The 21,160-nt window shown below is 35.5% G+C and carries 19 protein-coding genes; all 19 read left to right on the top strand.

The window, feature by feature from the left end:
* Window positions 1-78: 78 nt before the first annotated feature.
* The 19 genes from H5126_RS10160 (at window position 79) to H5126_RS10070 (ending at window position 21,049) form a co-directional block, all read left to right on the top strand.
* Window positions 79-2,757, top strand: a complete 2,679-nt coding sequence (locus H5126_RS10160; RefSeq protein WP_182720565.1) for an SLBB domain-containing protein — start codon at window positions 79-81, stop codon at window positions 2,755-2,757.
* Window positions 2,758-2,780: 23 nt separating this feature from the next.
* Window positions 2,781-3,758 (top strand): Wzz/FepE/Etk N-terminal domain-containing protein, encoded by a 978-nt coding sequence (locus H5126_RS10155; protein WP_182720566.1) that lies wholly within the window; start codon window positions 2,781-2,783, stop codon window positions 3,756-3,758.
* A 40-nt stretch (window positions 3,759-3,798) separates the two neighbouring features.
* Window positions 3,799-5,079, top strand: coding sequence for a Vi polysaccharide biosynthesis UDP-N-acetylglucosamine C-6 dehydrogenase TviB (gene tviB, locus H5126_RS10150; RefSeq protein ID WP_310736031.1), 1,281 nt, complete (start codon window positions 3,799-3,801; stop codon window positions 5,077-5,079).
* 11 nt (window positions 5,080-5,090) lie between these two features.
* Window positions 5,091-6,047, top strand: a complete 957-nt coding sequence (locus H5126_RS10145) for a Gfo/Idh/MocA family oxidoreductase (protein WP_182720567.1) — start codon at window positions 5,091-5,093, stop codon at window positions 6,045-6,047.
* A 2-nt stretch (window positions 6,048-6,049) separates the two neighbouring features.
* Window positions 6,050-6,631, top strand: coding sequence for an acyltransferase (locus H5126_RS10140; RefSeq protein WP_182720568.1), 582 nt, complete (start codon window positions 6,050-6,052; stop codon window positions 6,629-6,631).
* A gap of 7 nt (window positions 6,632-6,638) precedes the next feature.
* Window positions 6,639-7,703: a DegT/DnrJ/EryC1/StrS aminotransferase family protein gene (locus H5126_RS10135; protein ID WP_182720569.1), complete on the top strand. Its 1,065-nt coding sequence runs from the start codon at window positions 6,639-6,641 to the stop codon at window positions 7,701-7,703.
* Window positions 7,704-7,725: 22 nt separating this feature from the next.
* Window positions 7,726-8,913 carry a glycosyltransferase gene (locus H5126_RS10130; protein WP_182720570.1) on the top strand — a complete coding sequence of 396 codons (1,188 nt, stop codon included), beginning with the start codon at window positions 7,726-7,728 and terminating at the stop codon, window positions 8,911-8,913.
* On the top strand, window positions 8,900-10,312 hold the full coding sequence (locus H5126_RS10125; RefSeq protein WP_182720571.1) for a lipopolysaccharide biosynthesis protein: 1,413 nt from the start codon (window positions 8,900-8,902) through the stop codon (window positions 10,310-10,312). The genes H5126_RS10130 and H5126_RS10125 overlap by 14 nt, the downstream gene beginning before the upstream one ends.
* 70 nt (window positions 10,313-10,382) lie before the next feature.
* Complete coding sequence (locus H5126_RS10120; RefSeq protein WP_182720572.1) at window positions 10,383-11,516, top strand: O-antigen ligase family protein; 1,134 nt, start codon at window positions 10,383-10,385, stop codon at window positions 11,514-11,516.
* Window positions 11,517-11,528: 12 nt separating this feature from the next.
* Window positions 11,529-12,665 carry a glycosyltransferase gene (locus H5126_RS10115; RefSeq protein ID WP_182758527.1) on the top strand — a complete coding sequence of 379 codons (1,137 nt, stop codon included), beginning with the start codon at window positions 11,529-11,531 and terminating at the stop codon, window positions 12,663-12,665.
* 1 nt (window position 12,666) lies between these two features.
* The gene (locus H5126_RS21720; protein ID WP_182720588.1) at window positions 12,667-12,840 is read left to right on the top strand and encodes a glycosyltransferase; all 174 of its coding nucleotides are present in this window, start codon (window positions 12,667-12,669) and stop codon (window positions 12,838-12,840) included.
* A 418-nt stretch (window positions 12,841-13,258) separates the two neighbouring features.
* Window positions 13,259-13,528 carry a glycosyltransferase gene (locus H5126_RS10105; protein ID WP_310736032.1) on the top strand — a complete coding sequence of 90 codons (270 nt, stop codon included), beginning with the start codon at window positions 13,259-13,261 and terminating at the stop codon, window positions 13,526-13,528.
* A 702-nt stretch (window positions 13,529-14,230) separates the two neighbouring features.
* The gene (locus tag H5126_RS10100) at window positions 14,231-15,070 is read left to right on the top strand and encodes a hypothetical protein (protein ID WP_182720575.1); all 840 of its coding nucleotides are present in this window, start codon (window positions 14,231-14,233) and stop codon (window positions 15,068-15,070) included.
* A 25-nt stretch (window positions 15,071-15,095) separates the two neighbouring features.
* Complete coding sequence (locus H5126_RS10095) at window positions 15,096-16,322, top strand: glycosyltransferase family 4 protein (protein ID WP_182712111.1); 1,227 nt, start codon at window positions 15,096-15,098, stop codon at window positions 16,320-16,322.
* Window positions 16,315-16,914 carry a sugar transferase gene (locus tag H5126_RS10090; RefSeq protein ID WP_310735805.1) on the top strand — a complete coding sequence of 200 codons (600 nt, stop codon included), beginning with the start codon at window positions 16,315-16,317 and terminating at the stop codon, window positions 16,912-16,914. Before H5126_RS10095 ends, H5126_RS10090 begins: the two co-directional genes overlap by 8 nt.
* Window positions 16,907-17,548 (top strand): acetyltransferase, encoded by a 642-nt coding sequence (locus H5126_RS10085; protein WP_182712109.1) that lies wholly within the window; start codon window positions 16,907-16,909, stop codon window positions 17,546-17,548. Before H5126_RS10090 ends, H5126_RS10085 begins: the two co-directional genes overlap by 8 nt.
* A gap of 24 nt (window positions 17,549-17,572) precedes the next feature.
* Window positions 17,573-18,751, top strand: a complete 1,179-nt coding sequence (locus tag H5126_RS10080) for a DegT/DnrJ/EryC1/StrS aminotransferase family protein (RefSeq protein ID WP_024596605.1) — start codon at window positions 17,573-17,575, stop codon at window positions 18,749-18,751.
* A gap of 170 nt (window positions 18,752-18,921) precedes the next feature.
* Window positions 18,922-20,856, top strand: a complete 1,935-nt coding sequence (locus H5126_RS10075) for a nucleoside-diphosphate sugar epimerase/dehydratase (protein ID WP_182720576.1) — start codon at window positions 18,922-18,924, stop codon at window positions 20,854-20,856.
* A gap of 49 nt (window positions 20,857-20,905) precedes the next feature.
* Window positions 20,906-21,049, top strand: coding sequence for a hypothetical protein (locus H5126_RS10070; RefSeq protein ID WP_182720577.1), 144 nt, complete (start codon window positions 20,906-20,908; stop codon window positions 21,047-21,049).
* Window positions 21,050-21,160: the final 111 nt, after the last annotated feature.

Here is a 21,160-nt window from a genome sequence, read left to right as displayed (position 1 = left end):
AAGTCCCTTTTTTATTTGCTTAAAATTAAGGTATTATAGCGGCCAATTTTGGTTGTAGACCTAGGGATATACCTACTCGTGAAAGTTTTTACACAATTTATTAGTGCTTTTATTCTACTTTGTAGTTTTAGTACTTTGGCTTTTACGCCAACAGCGTCTCAAATTGAGCAATTTAAAAAGTTACCTAAAGCTCAACAAGAAACCCTCGCAAAACAATACGGTGTCGATGTATCAACGATCACTGGTACAAACCAATCTAATAATCAAAATAATACACAGCAGCAAAATAGTATTGGTGAGCGCGCAGAACCCGAAAAAGAAAAGCTTACAGATGAAGAGCGCTTTAAACCAAAAACAGACGAATTAAAGCCGTACGGTTACGAATTGTTTGCAGGTGAACCAACTACATTTATGCCAAGCGAAAATGCCGCAGTACCAGATACATATATTGTGGGCCCTGGCGATCAATTAAAAATAAACTTTTATGGTAAAGAAAGTGACAGTTTTGAAGTTATAGTTGACCGTGAAGGACGTATTAGTATTCCAGATTTAAGCCCTGTAGAAGTGGCCGGTTTAACTTTTGCTGAAATTAAAGAATTAGTAAAAGTAAAAGTAGAGCAAGAGGTAATAGGTGTAAAAGCGTTTGTATCGCTTGGTCAGCTTCGTAGCATGCGTATTTTAGTGCTAGGAGAGGCCTACAAGCCTGGTAGCTACAGTGTTTCTTCATTAACAACCGTTTCGCACGCATTATTCGTAAGCGGTGGCGTGTCTGACATTGCTTCTCTTCGTAATATTCAAGTTAAACGCGCAGGCAACGTAGTTGCAAACTTTGACCTTTACGACTTACTTATTAATGGCGATAGCAGCAACGACATCGTATTAAAACCGGGCGACGCTGTATTTATACCTTCAGTTGGCGCTCAAGTAACAGTTGAAGGTGCAGTTAAACGTCCCGCTATTTTTGAACTTAAAAAAGGCGAGTCTGCTAAGCAGTTATTAGCGATGGCCGGAGGCCTTAAACCAAATGCATACGCTAAAAGCGCAATTGTAGAGCGCTTTAATTTCGATCGTAAAGAAGTACTCTCGGTCGATTTTTCAAAACCACAAATTAACTATATCCCACAAGATGGCGACCGCATTCGCTTTAATTTAGTTAGCTCGCAATATCAAAATTCAATTAGCTTAATTGGTGCAGTAGCACGCCCAGGTAATTATCAATGGCACCAAGGCAAGCGTATTTCAGATGTACTTAAATCTATACGCGGTGACCTACTACCGCAAGCCGATTTAAGCTATGGCCTCGTCATCCGCGAAATAAATGTAAACGGCGATATAGAAGCGCATCAGTTCGACGTTGCTCAAGCGATTATTAAAAATCCTGAAAACAACTTACAACTTAAAGCTAATGACAAGATAGTTGTATTTAGTCGTTTTGAAGAAAAAGAAGCAGAGCTATCAGCTCTAGCAAATATGGCCCTTAGCCAAGAGCAACAAGAGCAGCAACAAAAAGCAGAGCAATGGCACAAGTTTGAGCAAAAAGAGTTCGAAAAATACATTGGTGTTAATCAAGAAGACGAAGAGCTTGTTCTTGAAGACAATAAAATACTAACAATTGCTGAAATTTCTAAACGCAAAGCAAAAGAAGCAGAAGACCAAGAACTCAAACCTGAAGATTACGCATTATTTAGCCGCTATAACTTATTAGCGCCGATTATTGCTAAATTTAAACAGCAAGCATCAGTGCAACAAGCAATGCAATTAGTTGAAATCAGCGGGAATGTAACTTTCCCTGGTATTTATCCACTAATGATTGGTGGTGAGGTAAGTGATTTAATAACAGCAGCCGGTGGCCTGTTAGAGTCTGCCTACGTAAAACAAGCTGAAATTACACGTATTGTAGCCAGCGATGGTTCTAAAATAGAACACTTACGATTTGACCTTGAAAGCGCCATGAAAGGCGACCTTCAAAGTAATATTACATTACAAAGTAAAGACAGCATCAACGTTTTTGCAATTCCAAATTGGCAAGAAAATGTAAAAGTAGAATTAAAAGGTGAGCTTAAATTTCCAGGCACTTACACTATACGCCGCGGTGAAACGCTAACTGAATTACTTGAACGCGCGGGTGGTTTTTCACAATTTGCAGAACAAAAAGCAGCTGTATTTACCCGTACATCAATTAAAGAACAAGAGGAAAAGCAGTTAGCGCGTTTATCTACAGAGCTTCGCCGCGACATCGCCTCTAAGAGCTTCCAAAACTCTGTAAGTAGCAACACACTTTCTTATGAAGAAATGAACAAGCTGTTAAACGACCTCGCGAGTGTTGAAGCCGTAGGGCGTTTAGTAATTGATTTACCTTTAATTGTAAATAATCAACAAAACTTAGTACTTCAAGATGGTGATACACTTTATGTACCAAGCAAGCGTGATTCAATTAGCGTAATTGGTGAAGTTAACTACTCCACATCACACCTATATAAAACAGGGGTGAGTGTTGATGATTATATTGCTCTAAGTGGTGGCCTTAAAGAGCGTGCCGCTGAAGATCGAATTTACATTATTAAAGCCAATGGTTCAGTGAAAATACCAAGTACAGGTGGTTGGTTTGCAGCAAATAATGCAGAGCAATTAGAACCAGGTGACACAATAGTAATACCAATGGATGCAGGACATATGGACAAGTTAACGCTTTGGAGCACAGCAACGCAGATCCTTTATCAGTTAGGTGTGGCTGTCGCTGCTATTGGTAGTCTTTAATTAGCCTATATGTGAGAAATACAATGTTAGATAATACGGAAATTGAAAAAACTGAAAATAATTTTAGTGTTTATCCATCGGATGACGTCATCAATATAAGGCAATTCTTAGGGGTTTTATATGAGAGAAAACGACTAATTACAGTAGTGACAATTATATTTGCAGTAATTTCTGTTCTTTATGCAATAACACTACCGAACGTTTATAAGTCGGAAGCATTATTAGCCCCGGCGGATTCAAATAATACCAACGGTCTATCCTCTTTAGCTAATCAATTCGGTGGGCTAGCGAGCATAGCTGGTATAGATATTGGTGGGCAAGGAAGTTCAAATAAAGTTCAAATTGCTATTGAAGTAATTAAATCAAGAAAGTTTATAAGTGAGTTTATCTCTGTACATAATATACTCCCTGATTTAATGGCAGTTAAAACATGGAACAGTGTTTCTAATAAAGTTATATATGATGAAAATATATATGAACAAAGCGGGGGGAAATGGGTTAGGGATGTTGTTGCTCCTTTTAATCCAGAACCTTCTATGCAAGAAGCTTTCATCGTTTTTTCTGATATCCTGAATGTTTCTAAAGATATGGAAACGGGTATGGTTAAAGTATCTATAGAACATATATCTCCATTTATAGCTAAAAGGTGGGTCGATTGGCTAGTCGAAGATATTAATAGAAATATGAAAACAAGAGATGTCATCGAAGCTAAGAAGAGCACTCAATTTCTAACTAAGCAATTAAAGGTTACAAATATTGCAGATATCAAATCTGTTTTATATAAATTAATTGAAGAGCAAGCAAAAGTTATCATGTTTGCTGAAGTTCGAGATGAGTATGTTTTTAAAACGATAGATCCGGCAATTGTACCTGAACTGAAATTTAAGCCTAAGAGAGCTTTGATATGTATTTTAGGAACTTTTCTTGGAGGAGTGCTAAGCGTCTTATTTGTTTTATACCAGTATTATATTAAAGAAAGTGACACCAGTAATGAGATTTAGCCTTTAATATATAGCAGATAATTTTTAAGAGAGTCTAAAAGTGAATATATCACTAGAGAATACTAATATTGGCATCATTGGATTAGGTTATGTTGGATTGCCTCTAGCTGTCGAGTTTGGGAAAAAATATCCTGTATTAGGTTTTGATATAAACCAGAAAAGGGTAGATGAGCTAAGTGCAGGGCATGATGCTACGCTAGAAGTCAGTGATAAAGAACTTCAAAATATTAAACGGCTAAACTTCTCTTGTAATAAGCAAGAATTAGCCAGTTGTAATGTATATATTGTAACGGTCCCTACCCCTATAGATGAAAGCAATGCGCCAGATTTAATCCCACTTCGAAAAGCATCAGAGTTATTAGGAGAGTTTGTTCAAAAAGGTGACATTGTTATTTACGAATCTACAGTATATCCAGGTGCGACTGAAGAAGTATGTTTGCCTATTATCGAAAAAGTTTCGGGTTTGGTATTTAATAAAGATTTTTTTGCAGGATACTCTCCTGAGCGAATAAATCCGGGTGATAAAGTTAATACCCTCACTAAAATTATGAAAATCACCTCCGGTTCTACGCCTGAAGTTGGTGAGTTCGTAAATAGTCTATATAGCTCGATAATAACCGCAGGTACTCATTTAGCTGGTTCAATAAAAGTAGCAGAAGCTGCGAAAGTGATTGAAAATACACAAAGAGATTTGAATATTGCAATAATCAATGAATTTGCAAAAATATTTAACCGCTTAGGTATTGATACAGAAGAGGTACTAAATGCAGCTGGCACAAAGTGGAACTTTTTAAAGTTTAAACCTGGTTTAGTAGGTGGGCACTGCATTAGTGTAGACCCATATTATTTAACTCATAAAGCACAAGAAGTAGGATATCGCCCAGAAGTTATACTTGCTGGTCGAAGAATAAATGATGGTATGGGTGAATATGTTGCAACTCAATTAGTAAAAAAACTATCAAGTCAAAAAATACATATTGATGAAGCAAAAGTGCTCGTGCTTGGTTTTACTTTTAAAGGTGATTGCCCCGACGTCAGAAATACTAAAATAATCGATATAGTTAATGAGCTTAAAGACTTTAATATGACAGTTGATGTTTACGACAGCTGGGCTAACTCTGATGAAGTTAAGCATGAATATAGTATTGATTTAATAAGCACACTACAAGAAAATAATTATGATGGAATTGTTTTAGCAGTTGATCACAGTGAGTTCAAAAAAATGGGGGCTGCAGCTGTCCGTAAGTATGGGAAAGCAAAGCATGTCTTATATGATGTCAAACATGTTTTTGGAACTAGTGATTCTGACCTAAGATTATAATAAGGAATACGATGAAAAATTTTGCACTTATAGGCGCATCAGGATATATAGCGCCTCGTCATTTGAAAGCTATTAAAGAAACTGGTCATAACCTTCTAGTGGCAATGGATATTAATGATTCAGTTGGGATCATGGACAGCCACTTCCCAGATGCTGAGTTTTTTACAGAGTTTGAAGATTTTACCGCGTATGTTGAAGATTGTGCGATGAAGGGCCAAAAACTAGACTACATAGCTATTTGCAGCCCTAATTATTTACATACACCTCATATGAAATATGCACTGAAAAATGGTATTGATGTCATTTGCGAAAAGCCTCTTGTATTACATTCAGAAGATATGGATATTCTCAAAGAATATGAAACTAAGTATGGAGCAAATGTTAACTCAATACTTCAATTAAGGTTGCATCCTTCAATCATTGCTTTAAAAGAAAAAGTAGCCGCTGCGCCAGCAGAGAAAGTATTTGATGTAGATTTAACCTATATGACCTCGCGCGGGAAGTGGTATATGAAATCTTGGAAAGGATTTGACCACAAATCAGGCGGTGTAGCCACAAATATTGGTGTGCATTTTTACGACATGCTACATTTTATTTTTGGTGAACTAAAGCACAATGAAGTTCATTATCGTGATGAAAAAACGTCTAGTGGTTACCTTGTTTACGAGCGTGCACGTGTGAAGTGGTTTTTATCAATTGATGCTAACAACTTACCTGACAATGCAGTTAAGGGTGAAAAACTTACCTATCGTAGTATCACAATTAATGACGGGGTTAATACAGAGGAGCTTGAGTTTTCAGGTGGATTTACTGATTTACATACTCAAAGTTATCAAAATATATTAGCAGGTAACGGCTTTGGTATTGATGAAAATAGAGTTGCCATTGAAACTGTAGAAAAAATTCGTGAAATGCTAGTAGTCGAAGCTGGCGACAAAGCACATCCATCACTTGCTAAGGTTTTATAGTTATGGATTATCACGTGCATGAAAGCGCCATTGTTGATAATGGGGCAAAAATAGGCAATAACACGCGTGTTTGGCATTTTGTGCACGTTTGTAGTGGGGCGATAATAGGTGAAGGGTGTTCTTTAGGTCAAAACGTGTTTGTAGGCAATAAGGCTATTATTGGTAATAATGTAAAAGTACAAAATAACGTATCTATTTACGACAATATTTATATCGAGGATGATGTTTTTTGCGGTCCTAGTATGGTTTTTACTAATGTATACAACCCTAGATCGTTTATTGAGCGAAAAACTGAGTACCGCGATACATTAGTAAAAAAAGGCGCAACACTTGGCGCTAACTGTACAATTGTTTGTGGTGTAACTATTGGCGAATATTCGTTAGTTGGTGCTGGTGCTGTTATAAATAAAAATGTAGCAGCATTTGCTCTTATGGTAGGTGTACCAGCTAAACAGATTGGGTGGATCAGTAAATACGGCGAACAGCTCCAGTTACCTGTTAAGGGGACTGGTACCGAAAAGTGTAAGCATACAGGTGATATATACCAGCTTTCAGGTTCAACACTGAGTTTAATTAACGAGTAATTACTAAATGCAATTCATAGATTTAGCTGCACAGTATAAGCACTTAAAAACAAAAATAGATAAACGAATTCAGGGTGTATTAGATCATGGCAAATACATTATGGGTCCTGAAGTACAGGAGCTAGAAGAAAAACTTGCAGAATATGTAGGTGTAAAACATGCAATAACATGTGCGAACGGTACTGATGCTCTTACGCTTGCCATGATGGTGCTTAATATTGAGAAAGGCGACGCAGTTTTCTGTCCTACTTTTACTTTCTTTGCGACTGCAGAGGTTATTGCTTACGAAGGAGCTACGCCTGTTTTTGTCGACTCAGACGAGGCGACTTTCAATATTTGCCCTATTGATCTTGAAAGGCGTATTCAAACAACTATAGCTGAAGGTAAGCTAGTGCCTAAAGCAATAATCGCTGTAGATTTATTTGGTTTACCAGCTAATTATCTTGAAATTCAAAAAATTGCGAACAAATATAATTTAAAATTAGTTGAGGATGCAGCGCAGGGTTTTGGTGGGAGTATTAACAGTAAAAAAGCAGGAAGTTTTGGTGATATAGCAACAACAAGCTTTTTTCCTGCTAAACCTTTGGGCTGCTATGGAGATGGCGGTGCTGTATTTACCAATAATGACGAATATGCGGAATTGATTAAATCTTATCGTGTTCACGGCAAAGGTAGTGATAAGTACGACAATATCCGGATAGGTATGAACTCTCGATTAGATACAATACAAGCAGCAATATTACTTGAGAAGTTAGCAGAGTTTCCGAATGAGCTTATAAATCGTAATAAAGCCGCTGTTAACTACGAAAAAACATTAGCAGGTAAATTTAAAACACCTCAAATACCAGAGGGCTATATTAGCTCTTGGGCGCAATATACATTGGTTTCTGATAATCGCGACGAGGCTATGGCTCAATATAAGGCTCAAGGTGTCCCCACCATGATATATTATGGTACTTGTATGCACCAGCAAACAGCATTTAATGATTTAGGCCAACAAAACTTTGAATTCCCTATCGCTGAAAGGTTAGCTGAAACAGTTTTTAGTTTACCTATGCATGGTTATTTATGATTAAGTTTGGAGTCTAGTTATTATGGACAATTTTAAAAAACTACATATTTTAGTTATACCTTCATGGTACCCAAGGTATGAAGGAGATATTGGTGGCAGCTTTTTCAGAGAGCAAGCAGTCGCCTTAAAGGACTACGGTCATGATGTTGGAATCATATTTCCGCAGATAAACTCAGTTTTTTCTTTTCGAAATAAAGAGAGTAATGCTGGGATAAGTAAGGAGAATGATAACAATGTAAATGTTTACCGAAATAATTTTATTAACTTCACGCCAAGGTTAAATCGTTTGATTACAAAGCTTTGGCTTTATAGAGGTATGCAATTATTTAAACGCTACGTGTCTGAGCATGGGGAGCCAGACATACTTCACGCTCATTCATTAATTAATGGTGGTCTTTTAGCTCATACAATTAATAAAAAGTATAAAATTCCTTATGTGCTAACTGAGCATAGCTCTTTTTTTGCAAGGGGCTCAGTTAAACCACAAACTGTGGAAAAATTAGACAAAGTAGTCAACAACGCTAAGGCTTGTATTGCTGTTAGTCAAAAGTTTAGATCATTGTTAAACGAAACATTTAATTCAAAAAAGTGGATTTATATCCCAAATATAGTAAGTAATAATTTTTTAGCAAATGAGTTGCCTACGCTTAAATCAGATGGGCACTATAAATATATAAATGTCTGTTTTCTAAATAAGAATAAACGTGTTGATATTTTAATTAAAGCCTTCGCTAAAGTGCATTTTGAGCTGAAAAATATCAAATTATACATTGGGGGTAATGGTCCTGAGTATAATAACTTAGTTGATTTAGCTTTAAAATTAGGTGTATCTGAGCAAGTAATATTCTTGGGGAAATTATCAAGAAATGAAGTATTAAAACATGTCTCATCGTCAAATGCATTTGTATTATCCAGTGAATACGAGACATTTGGTGTAGTACTAGTTGAAGCTTTAGCGCTTGGTAAACCTGTTGTTGCTACAAAATGCGGTGGTCCTGAGTCTATAATAAATGCAGATGTAGGTTATTTAGTAGATAAAAATTCAGTAGATTCATTAGCTGAAGGAATGTCTCAGCTTTATAAAAACCAAAGCTCTTTTAAAGCAAAAAAAATTAAAGACTATTGTAAATCCTCATTCAGTGAAGCCGTTGTAATTGAATCACTAAATAAAATTTATAGTGTTGCCTTGGACTATAATGAAGAAAAGTAAGATATTGAGTTATCTGCTCGGCCCTGTAGGTTCTGGAATATTAGGATTAGTCAGCTTACCTATTATTACTTGGTTTTACCCTGTTGAAGATATTGGTAAGATAAGTATGTTACAGGTTTTCGCCAGTTTTATTATTTTATTTTTCTGTTTGGGGTTAGATCAATCATATGTTCGCGAATATCATGAATCTAAAGTAAAATCAAGATTATTCAAGGCCTCGTTTTTACCAGGTTTTACTTTATTATTGATATGTACTTTTGGGCTGTATTTTTCAGATGAAGTATTGCTGTCTAACCTATTGTATAAAGAAAATAATAAATACCTAACTATTCTCAGTTTGCTCTGTTTTGTACTTGCCTTTTGTTCACGTTTTTTGTCTCTAATATTGAGAATGCAAGAACGCGCGCTTGCATATTCAATGAGTCAATTATTACCGAAAATTTCTTTTTTAACCTTCATGCTTTGTATTGTTTGGCTTGGGTTCAAAACAAATTTTTATAGTTTAATTCTCGCTCATTCCCTATCCATTGCTGTAGTTTTCTTTGTGTTTGCATGGAACACTCGCTCAGAGTGGCTTAGGTCATTTAGTCAGGTGATTGATATAGAAGAACTAAAAAAACTCTTATATTTTGGTCTTCCTTTAGTCATAGGAGGACTGGCTGCTTGGGGGTTAAATGTTATGGATAAATTGTCCCTTAGAGCTTTGTCTACGTTTTCAGAGTTAGGTGTATATTCGGTAACTATAAGTATTGCAGCTGTTGCCACTGTATTCTCAAGTGTATTTAATATTATTTGGGCTCCACTTGTTTTTAAATGGGTAAGCGAAAAAAGCGTTTGTTTTAACAAGATTGACATGATCTCAGAGCATTTATTAGCAGCTATTTTCTTTATAGTCGTTTTATCGGGACTGCTATCTTGGTTGTTACCTCTATTACTTCCAAAAGAGTACGATGCTGTTGAATATTTAATTACAACATGTTTGATTGGACCATTGTTCTATACATTATCAGAGACTACGGCGGTAGGAATTACAATTGCTAGAAAGACATATCTTGCTATGTTTGCTTCCGTAATAGCTATGACTATTAATGGGGTTGGAAATTATTTTTTAGTTCCAATTTACGGTTCAGCTGGAGCAGCCGTGTCTACAGCTTTATCGTTTTGGTTTTTCTATATTATCCGAACAGAGCTTTCAAGAAGAGTCTGGAGAAATATTCCTTCAGGAAAAAGTTATTTAACGATTACCTTAATTCTATCTATTACGATATTAAACACTCTATATTTGAGAGGAAGCAGAGAAATATTATTGATCTGGGGAGGACTTTTGTTTTTTGGTCTGTTTTTCTTTAAACAATCGCGCAAAGCCCTTTTAGAACAGGTGGTAATTAAATTTGCTTAGAGTTACCGATGTATATGTTGTATTCATAGTATCTATTTTTATATCAACTTTCTTAGGATACATTTTTAATATGGGGGCTATTGCATATGGTCCTATAATAATAATGATGTTCATAGTATTTGTTATAGAAATAAGAATGAAAACTAAACTCAAAGTAACTGACTGGGTTTGCGTTCTCCTTTTCTTCAATTACACAATAATATCGGCTCTTTATTATGTGTTAAAGCCATTTAATGGTAAGTTTTTAACTACACATTTTTTAGTGATTCTAGTTCTGCCTTTTTTAATATTATCAATTATCCGACTCTATTATTACAGCAAAGACTTCAACGTAGTAAAATTTAAATATAGCTTAATTATTATATTTTTGATTGTTGAGGTACTTATATGCCTTGGTCAGTTTTCTACATATACGTTTGGTATCGGGCTTCCTGTTAGTGAAGAATATGGCGCTTTTTTTGCTATAACAGGTACATTTATTAACCCAAACGATCTCGCTTGCGTTGTTTTACTAATTGTTTATTTGTTTATTGGTATTGAATCTAATTTTACCCTTTGGAAAAAGCGGCTAGTATGGGGTTCTGCTTTACTGCTATTACTTTTAACAGGTTCCAGATCAGCACTTATGTTGGGCTTTTTATTTTTTATTTTTAGCCGAGGATATAATTTAAAAAACATTACCTATGTAGTTATGGTTTGTATGCTGTTAGCTTTTTTTTATAATTATTTCTCCACAGCCAGTGATGGTGTTTTAGGGCGTTTAATTAGCAGAATAGATAGCATTTATCTTGTTCTTACTGGAGGTTTGAGTAAAGACGGTTCAATGTCAATTAGGCTAGATTCATATTTATATTTTTTTGAAAATTTTGACAGCCTATGGATTGGCTCAGGTGAAATTGGAAACTACTTCATGTTTGCTAAAGGCGCAGAATTTAATCCTGCACTTATGTTCCAAAATCCTCATTCTATTATTGTTGAGCTTGGGTATTGGATTGGCTGGTTTGGCCTTTTTTTATTTTCCATTGCATTTATTTATCTATCAAAGTTTTCTAACCGAAAAATATCCGTGCTTATATTGTCTATGGTTTCTACTGTTATTTCATCTAGCGTACTGGGCAACTTGATATTTTTTCTATTCTTTACTCTGACATTTTTTGATACTAAAAACAGAGTAACTCTAAATACAACTCAAAAAGTAAGTTAGGTAAATAACCTTATGACCTCTAAAAATATGATATTTCATCATCCGCTACCACTAAATTATCAAGCAACATCAGCAAGTGGAATTAGGCCTATTAAGATGCTTAACGCTTTTAAGTCATTAGGTTATAAGGTTGATTTAGTTACTGGTTATAGTGCTGAGCGAAAAAAATGTATAAAAAAAATAAAAAATAATATAGAAAAAGGGCTGGAGTACGATTTCGTTTACTCAGAGAGCTCTACTATGCCCACTATTTTAACTGATCGATATCACTTACCACTTAATCCATTGCTAGACTTTGGTTTTTTTAAATTCTGTAAAAGGCAAAATATTAAGATTGGTTTATTTTATAGGGACATATACTGGGCATTTGAAGGATACGGTAACGATTTAAATTTATTAAAAATTGCAACAGCAAAATTGGCTTATAAATACGATTTAAAGAATTACAATAAGTACCTAACAAAGCTTTATTTGCCATCACTTGAAATGGGGAAATATGTACCTATAGTGAATGGCAAGATCTTTGAAGCTCTACCACCCGGGAGTGATAGTAATAATCATTTTGATGCTGATGCTAATCTAAGTAGTTCAGAAGATGAAAAATTAAATATTTTTTATGTTGGCGGCATGTCAGAGCATTACCAAATGCATTTATTATTTAAAGTCGTATCACAATTTCCAAAAATCATCTTAACCATCTGTACTCGAGAAAATGAATGGTTATCAGTGAAGGATACATATCCTGCTTTAACCGATAATATAAAAATAGTACACAAAGTTGGTGAAGACATGAAAATGTTGATGCAACAGGCTGATATAGTATCAGTTTTTGTAAAACCTCATGAATACTGGGAGTTTGCCGCCCCTGTGAAATTATATGAATATTTAGGTAGCAGGAAACCTATATTAGCTTCGAACGGTACTTTAGCGGCGAACTTTGTCAAAAATAATAAAATAGGTTGGGCTATTGATTACAAACCTTCAGCATTAACTAAGTTTTTTGTTGATTTGGTAAACGATAGACAAAAATTAGTAAAAGTAAAAGGTGAGATGAATGCTGTTGCTGAACAGCATACGTGGGTTGCGCGTGCTAAACAGGTTCAAAAGGATTTAAAAAATGAAGGTAGTTTTATAAGCAAGAGCCTCTAGTATTTATACTGTTCGCTGGGCAAATGGCTTAAATTCTGCCGGAGTAGAGGTTCTTGTTATTAGACAACATCCTTTACTTATAGCAATTTATCAAGGAATTACTGTCCATATACTAAAAAACCAAGGTTCTTTTTTGTACTTTTTAGTGATACAAACCGTTAAAAATTACTTGTAGAAATTAAACCCGATTTAGTTAATGCGCATTACGCAGTGGCTATGGCACGACAGCAAGGCTTGTAAGTTATCAATCTTGGTTATAGTCGGTTTGAGGGAGTGATGTATATGCCTTTCCCTATGCTTCATCACTTCATTAATACTTAGTAAAGCGCAATATTATTTGCTTTGATTCAGTTGCTTATACAATTAATTGTATGGCAGTGCAAACTAACAGTTTTTTAATAAACCTAAGAAAATTTTATTACTCCTTGATATCGATTCACAGAGATACAAAATGTGCATACAGCAGCAGATCGAGCCACATAGTGATAATATTGTTGCAGGTAACGTAAAAACAATGGCTGGCAAGTACGCTATAGATACATTTATACAAGCATTTTCGTTATTAGTCTGTCAGCTAAAAAACGTCTCCTGAAATAGCTAATAGATTGAAATTAAGATTAGTAAGAGGAGGCCCAAAGCTCGATAAGCTGAAATTGTTAGCAAAAAAAGAGGGTTTTGACAAATTAACAAAATTTGTTGGCCCTGTGGAGCACTCAAAGGTCATTGAAGTGCTTCTAAAGCTTGATGTATATGTTACTTTGAGTCGATTAGATAGTGAAAGTTTTGGTATTGCTATTATTGAAGCAGGTAAGGCAGCTAAACCCGTTGTTGTTTCAGATGTTGGCGCTTACCTGAGGTTGTAATAGATAATGTGACAGTTTTAAAGTAGTAAAAATGCCTTGGTTGTATTTATATAAAACTGAAAGTAAATAGTATCTATTATCTTTCAATAATATTTTTTATGAAAAAATATAAAGAAAAATCTAATTTTTTGTGGTCAATAAGGCCCATGGGTTACTCTTATATATTCTTCAATATCAATCTAAACTTAATGATATAATTCATGTTATTGGCGATGAGCTAGATAAGAATATAAATTTAAGTATAGATACTAAAATTGTAGTAAATACTATCAGAAAGCGCAAAATAATATTGCAAAGATTATAAAGTATTTTAAGTGTTATTATATTAATTGAAACTATTATTCAGCGGTTCGAAGGGGCTAGAGCATAGAACCTAGAGATTTAGTGCTTGATTGTTATATAAGCAATATTTATTTAGATTTTCTTTTGGGGTGAATGCATTTGATGGTGAATACTGTGGAACGTTAGCTATAGGTGAGTACGCACCACATAACTCATTAATTTCCTTGTATGCAAATTTAGGCGTTATGTCGATTATATATTTAATTATAGCCTTAATTATGCGCGCCCCTTTGGAACTTAAATGCATATTTTTTGGCCTTCTGCTGAGGGCGTCTACAGATTCTGTTTTATTTTTCACATATTTTGATTTTATTTATATTTATCTTTTATTAAAAAATTATCACGCAAAGAGGTATTAGCTTGAGAATAAAAAAATTAATATTGTCATTAACTAAAAATATATATTATTTTTTAGTTAATCGTTTATCGAATGTAGTTAGAAGACAGCCTGATAACAACTCCAAATTCTTAGTGTCTCTTACTACATACAATAAAAGAGTAAATCGAGTTTATTTAACTATCGAAAGTTTATTTAATCAAGATGAGCCTGCTTCTAAAGTTGTTCTTTTTTTATGCGAAGAGGACATCCCAACTAAGGGAATGCCAAGGAGCTTAATTCGTTTAGAAGCGCGTGGACTTGAGATAAAAGTTGTAGAAAAAAATATTCGCTCATATAAAAAATTATCTTGTATCAATATGATTGAAGATTACGAGGATTATAATTTTGTAGTAACAGTTGACGATGATATTTTCTACCCTAAAAACTTCTTATCTGGCTTCTCAAATAATATTAAAGAGAGTAATGATGAGGTTTTATGTTACCGAGGCAAGACTATATCGTTTGATTCAGATAATAAAATACTAGATTATTCAAAATGGCCATTGTCGAATAACCTGTCAGATTGGATATTACCCACAGGTGTTTCAGGTGTTTGTTATCCGATCAAAATATTAAATGAACATTTTTTCGATCAAGAAGCTTTTTTGACTTATTGCCCTACAGCCGACGATATCTGGTACAAGTTATGCTGTTTAGAGCAAGGAGTTGCATCAAGGTTAGTATCAGAAGAAAGCATTCATTTTGTTCCTGTATTTTATTTCAATGCAGACAGCCTTGAAAGTATTAATGTGGGTGATAATAAAAATACAATACAAATAGAAAAAGGTTTAAAATATTTTAATATACCTTTTGAACGTTAAAATGAAATTATAAATTGAGGTTTTTTTGAAAATATTATATCTACATCAATACTTTGCTACGCCTGAGTCAAATGCTGGAACGCGATCTTATGAGATGGCCAAGCGACTAGTTAAAAGTGGTCATGATGTTACATTTATTACTAGCTCGGCTTATTTTTCAGAAAACTATAATCTAAACCATGGTTGGAACCTTATAGATATTGAAGGTATAAAACTACACGTTCTACATCTAGCATATTCAAATAAAGATAGTTTTTTTAAGCGAATTTTAAAATTTATTAGATTTTCAGTAAGCTCAACAGTTAAATCTTTTTCTATCAAAGCCGATGTGGTTTTTGCTACAAGTACACCCTTAACTATTGCAATACCCGGTGTGATTTACTCTAAGTGCAAAAAAAGGCCTCTAGTATTTGAGGTGCGTGATCTTTGGCCTGAATTGCCTGTGGCTGCTGGCGTGATAAAAAATAAATTAATAATAAAATTTGCAACATGGTTAGAAAAATATACCTATAAAAATTCAACTAGATTGATTGGTCTTTCACCAGGCATGTGTGATGGAATAATAAAGCATGGAATTTCACCTGACAAAGTAACCCTTGCTACAAATAGTTGTGATACGAGTTTGTTTGATGTTAGTGAAGATGTTGGCATCGATTATTTAAAATCTAAGTTAGGTTTTGTTAATGGTAGAAAACTTATTGTATATACGGGTACATTCGGTTTAATTAATAATGTGAGCTATATTGTGGGCTTGGCAAAAGCTGCGCAGAACTCAAATTCAAATTTATGTTTTGTTGCAATTGGAGACGGGATGGAAAAAGAGAAGATAATAAGCGAAGCAAGAGCGCTAGGTGTTTACAATAAAAACCTATACTTTCTTAACCCAGTACCAAAAACGGAAATAGTTCGTTTATTATCTGCCGCAGACTTATCTTTGTCATTATTCGGTCCAGTAAAAGAGATGTGGCATAATTCTGCAAATAAGCTGTTTGATGCACTAGCTTCAAAAACGCCCATCGCAATTAATTACGGTGGTTGGCAAAAAGACTTCATTAAAGAACACAAATGTGGCTTAGTTTTAGAGGCGGATGATTACAAGGCATCTAGTATGCTTATTAGTGACTTTCTTGACAGTAAATCTGATTACGAAGCAGCCGTGAATAGCTGTAAAACACTAGCTTATGAACATTTTTCTAGAGACATGATGGCTACAAGAGTCGAAAAAACGCTACAGGATGCTATTAATGATTAAGTATCTTTTTGACTTAACGGTTTCAATAATTGTATTTTTGATTTTACTTCCAGTAATACTTGTGGTTGCTATATTTATTCGTTTTAAATTGGGCTCACCTATTTTGTTTACGCAAGACCGCCCTGGCTTAAACGGTAAAGTGTTTAAAATGATGAAGTTTAGAAGCATGCTCGATGCTAAAGATAAGCACGGTAACCTGCTTCCAGATAACGAGAGAATGACTAAATTTGGTGCTTTTTTACGTTCTACCAGTTTAGACGAGCTACCAGGCTTGTTTAATGTTATTAAAGGCGACATGAGCTTAGTTGGGCCAAGGCCACTACTAGTGCAGTACTTACCGCTGTATAGCTCAGAACAAGCTAAACGCCATAATGTAAGACCTGGTATAACAGGTTGGGCACAAGTAAATGGTCGTAATGCAATTGGCTGGGATGAAAAGTTTAAGCTTGATGTATGGTATGTAGAAAATCAAAGCTTCCTCCTCGATATAAAAATATTACTGTTAACAGTAAAAAAAGTTTTTGTAAGAGAGGGCATCAGTGCTGATGGGCATGTAACTATTGAGCCTTTTAAAGGTTCTAATAATGACTAAGCCAGCTTTAAAAACGCTGGCTATTTTAGGATCTAGCGGCCACGGTAAAATAATAGCTGATATTGCGGAGCAGCTAGGCTTTAGTGTTAGCTTTTATGATGATGCTTATCCTAATAAAAAAAATATAGAGCATTGGTCTGTTGTAGGTACATTTTCAGATTTGCTGAATGTACCTAGTAACAACATGAATGTTGCTGTTGCTATAGGTCACAATAATACTCGAGAAGAAAAAATAAAAACGTTAGCCAAAAATGGCTACACACTTCCTATCCTAATACACCCAAGTGCAATTATAAGTAAATATGCTCAAATAGATTCTGGATCTGTTATAGCTGCCAACGCTGTTATTAACGCTTTCGCAGTAATAGGCCGTGGCTGTATAATTAATACCTCAGCTATAATTGAGCATGATTGTAAAATAGGTGACTTTACCCATATTTGTCCTGGTACTTCGTTAGCTGGCGGAGTTTACGTCGGGCGTAGTAGTTGGGTAGGTATTGGAAGTAAAGTAAAACAACTTATTAATATTGGCGATAATACATTAATTGGTGCAGGTAGTTTGGTTGTTAAAGATATACCATCAGGTGTAATTGCTTATGGCTCTCCCTGCATTAAAGTTTCAGAAAATAGTTAAGCTTTTAAATCTTATAGGAATTTCATGTTAAATACCCCATTCTCTCCATGGCCTAGCTTTACACAAGAAGAAGCCGATGCAGTTAGCCGTGTTATTTTATCTAATAAAGTAAATTATTGGACGGGTACTGAAGGCCGTGAATTTGAAAAAGAATTTGCAAGCTGGGCTGACAGCAAATACGCAATAGCGTTAGGTAATGGCACATTAGCACTTGATCTTGCACTCAAGGCATTAAACATCGGCGCTGGTGATGAAGTAATAACTACACCACGCACCTTTTTAGCATCTGCTTCAAGTATTGTTACATCAGGAGCAGCACCTGTATTTGCAGATGTCGATCTGAATAGCCAAGCTATTACCGCCGAATCTATAAAAGCAGTACTTACATCAAAAACTAAAGCAGTTATTGTTGTTCATTTAGCAGGTATGCCAGCGGAAATGGATGAAATAATGGCGCTCAGCAAAGAACATGGTTTTTATGTAATTGAAGACTGTGCACAAGCGCACGGTGCTAAATATAAAGGTCGTTCTGTTGGAAGCATTGGTCACATAGGTGCATGGAGTTTCTGCCAAGATAAAATAATGACCACAGGTGGCGAGGGCGGCATGGTAACGACTAACTCAAAAGAGTTATGGTCAAGCATGTGGAGCTATAAAGACCACGGGAAAAGCTTTGATGCTATTTATAATAGAGAGCATCCACCAGGTTTTAGATGGCTACATGAGAGCTTTGGCACTAATTGGCGTATGACCGAAATGCAAGCTACTATAGGTCGTATTCAGCTAAAGCGTATGGCTGATTGGACCGCAAAACGCCAAGCATATAGTACATTGCTCGATAGTGCAGCAGAGAATTTCGAGTGTATAAGATTAGTTAATGTACCAGAACATATCGAACATGCTCAATATAAGCACTATATGTTTATAAAACCAGAATGTTTGGCTCATGATTGGGATCGCGACCGTATAGTAAACGAAATTACGGAACGTGGTGTACCGTGTCTCCAAGGTAGTTGTGCAGAGGTTTATCTTGAAAAAGCATTTGATGATACCCCTTGGAGACCTAAAAAACGTTTACCTAATGCAGTACTATTAGGAGAAACGTCAATTATGTTTTTGGTCCATCCAACTTTGACTGAAAGCGAAATAGGTAAAACAGCTCAAATAATCAACGAAGTGCTTGTTTTAGCTTCTTTAAAATAAAAACATATACCTAACGATAACGTTTACTAACAAAAAATAACCAAATACATAAAGACTATATAAATATTTACATATAGTCTTTATTTATTAAGTGCAATAGTTGTTCATCTTGTAGTAAAATTGTAATCAATAGAATAGTAGTCTTACTGCTAGCTTCAGGGAAATGTATTGTGTCTTTAAAATTTTTAGTTAATTTACCTCGTCCTCAAAAAAGAATTATTTCTCTCCTCATCGATAGCGTATTTATAATTGTTGCTTTTTGGCTGGCTTTTTTATTAAGGCTAGACAGCACCGTCGTTTTAAAAAATACACATACTTGGATTTTATTATCAGCATTATTGCCGCTTAGCTTATTAAGCTTTGTAAAGCTTGGGCTCTACAGAGCTGTGCTGCGCTATATGAACACACAGGCTATGTGGGCCATTATTGCCGGTGTTGTACTTTCGACTGTTTATTTAACTATTTTATCTTTTTTTCTTAGTGCGCCAGTACCACGCACCGTTCCTTTTATTTATGCCAGCTTTTGTATTTTATTTGTTGGTGGTGCAAGGCTAACCGTGCGAGCTGTAGTTGGCCAAATAACTATGCGCCGCAAAGAAGGCGTAATTATTTATGGGGCTGGTTCTGCTGGCCGCCAATTAGCAACTGCCTTAGCAAATGGCCCTGAATACTCACCAGTCGCATTTATAGACGACGACCCTAAAAAGCATTTATCGTTAATTCAAGGTATTTGTGTGCATGCACCGTCGCAAATTGCTGAAATTGCAAAGCAAAAGTGTGCAAATAAAATATTATTGGCACTACCAAGTACATCTCGCAGTCGTCGAAAAGAAGTACTTAACGCAATAGAAAAATTTAAATTACAAGTTATGACTGTTCCCGGTATGGCAGATATTGTTGCAGGAACAACTAATCTTGATGAAGTAAAAGATGTTGAAATTGACGACCTGCTAGGCCGCGATTCAGTTCAACCTCGCCAAGATTTAATGTCGGCAAATATAGCCGATAAAGTTGTTATGGTTACAGGTGCCGGCGGCTCTATAGGTTCTGAGCTTTGTAGGCAAATAGTAAAAAATAGTCCGACTAAATTAGTGTTATTCGAACTTTCTGAGTTCGCGCTTTACGCAATTGAAAAAGAGCTATCAGAGTTTTGTGCAAAAAATGACTTAAATATTGAAATACTACCAATACTGGGCTCTATTCAAAATAAAAAATTAGTTGAGTCAACATTTTCTACTTTTAGTGTTCAAACTGTTTACCATGCAGCAGCGTATAAGCATGTACCTTTAGTTGAACACAATGTTGTAGAAGGCGTACGTAATAATGTTTACGGCACGTATAACTTAGCAACTGCGGCAATATATACAAAGGTAGAAACTTTTGTTCTTATATCAACAGATAAAGCAGTACGCCCAACAAATATAATGGGTACTACTAAGCGCATGGCTGAATTAGTATTGCAAGGGCTATCTGAAATCCAAGACACAACACGTTTTACCATGGTTCGATTTGGTAATGTTTTAGGATCGTCAGGATCTGTTGTACCCCTGTTTAGAAAGCAAATTAAAGCAGGTGGTCCAATAACACTAACTCACCAAGACATAACCCGCTACTTTATGACAATTCCAGAAGCAGCTCAGCTAGTTATTCAAGCCGGCGCAATGGGTGTGGGAAGTGACGTGTTTGTACTCGATATGGGTGAGCCTGTTAAAATTAAAGATTTAGCTATTAAAATGGTTCACTTGTCAGGGCTTGAAGTTAAACACGCAAAACGACCAAATGGCGATATAGAAATACAATGCACAGGTTTACGCCCGGGTGAAAAGCTTTTTGAAGAGCTCCTTATAGGAGACAACGTTATTGGCACCGACCATCCAAGAATCCTAAGTGCACAAGAAATTAAAATGCCATGGAGTGAACTGTCTCCATTTTTAGATAAGCTTAAATTAGCCTGTGACGAAACCGATCACCAAGAAATACGTAGATTACTTTTAACCGCACCTACTGCTTTTTCACCAACTGACGGTATTTGTGATTTAAACTGGAAACAAAAATTTAATAATCAAACGAATGTTACAGTTTTACCAAACGTAAGTGGCTCCTAAAGCGAATAGATTTCAATAGTTTGATGTTTTTAGGGAATGAAATGCCTACGTGGATTACCCCTCGGTGTATGGTGACCATGTAAGCGTCTTGCTTGCTGGCGCACTAAAAGCGCAGCTTTACGTATTTATTAACTTGCGTGAGCAAGCTTCACGCCTACGTGGATTTTTCATCCTCGGTATAGTGACCATGTAGGCGCCTTGCTTGCTGGCGCATTAAAAGCGCAGCTTTTACATATTTATTAACTTGCTACGTGGATTACCCCTCGGTGTGTAGTGACCATGTAGGCGCCTTGCTTGCTGGCGC

The sequence above is a fragment of the Pseudoalteromonas sp. SG45-3 genome (assembly GCF_014164075.1).
Lineage (GTDB): Bacteria > Pseudomonadota > Gammaproteobacteria > Enterobacterales > Alteromonadaceae > Pseudoalteromonas > Pseudoalteromonas distincta.
The sequence above is the reverse complement of the archived record's forward strand: the minus strand, read 5'-3'. Positions and strand labels throughout refer to the sequence as shown.

Bases quoted from the DNA above. Each gene is read 5' to 3' on its own strand.
- H5126_RS10120 (WP_182720572.1), top strand. From the start codon at position 10,383: ATGGGGGCTATTGCATATGGTCCTATAATAATAATGATGTTCATAGTA.
- H5126_RS10080 (WP_024596605.1), top strand. From the start codon at position 17,573: ATGTTAAATACCCCATTCTCTCCATGGCCTAGCTTTACACAAGAAGAA.
- H5126_RS10085 (WP_182712109.1), top strand. From the start codon at position 16,907: ATGACTAAGCCAGCTTTAAAAACGCTGGCTATTTTAGGATCTAGCGGC.
- H5126_RS10115 (WP_182758527.1), top strand. From the start codon at position 11,529: ATGACCTCTAAAAATATGATATTTCATCATCCGCTACCACTAAATTAT.
- H5126_RS10125 (WP_182720571.1), top strand. From the start codon at position 8,900: ATGAAGAAAAGTAAGATATTGAGTTATCTGCTCGGCCCTGTAGGTTCT.
- H5126_RS10155 (WP_182720566.1), top strand. From the start codon at position 2,781: ATGTTAGATAATACGGAAATTGAAAAAACTGAAAATAATTTTAGTGTT.
- H5126_RS10140 (WP_182720568.1), top strand. From the start codon at position 6,050: ATGGATTATCACGTGCATGAAAGCGCCATTGTTGATAATGGGGCAAAA.
- H5126_RS10090 (WP_310735805.1), top strand. From the start codon at position 16,315: ATGATTAAGTATCTTTTTGACTTAACGGTTTCAATAATTGTATTTTTG.
- H5126_RS10135 (WP_182720569.1), top strand. From the start codon at position 6,639: ATGCAATTCATAGATTTAGCTGCACAGTATAAGCACTTAAAAACAAAA.
- H5126_RS10145 (WP_182720567.1), top strand. From the start codon at position 5,091: ATGAAAAATTTTGCACTTATAGGCGCATCAGGATATATAGCGCCTCGT.
- H5126_RS10130 (WP_182720570.1), top strand. From the start codon at position 7,726: ATGGACAATTTTAAAAAACTACATATTTTAGTTATACCTTCATGGTAC.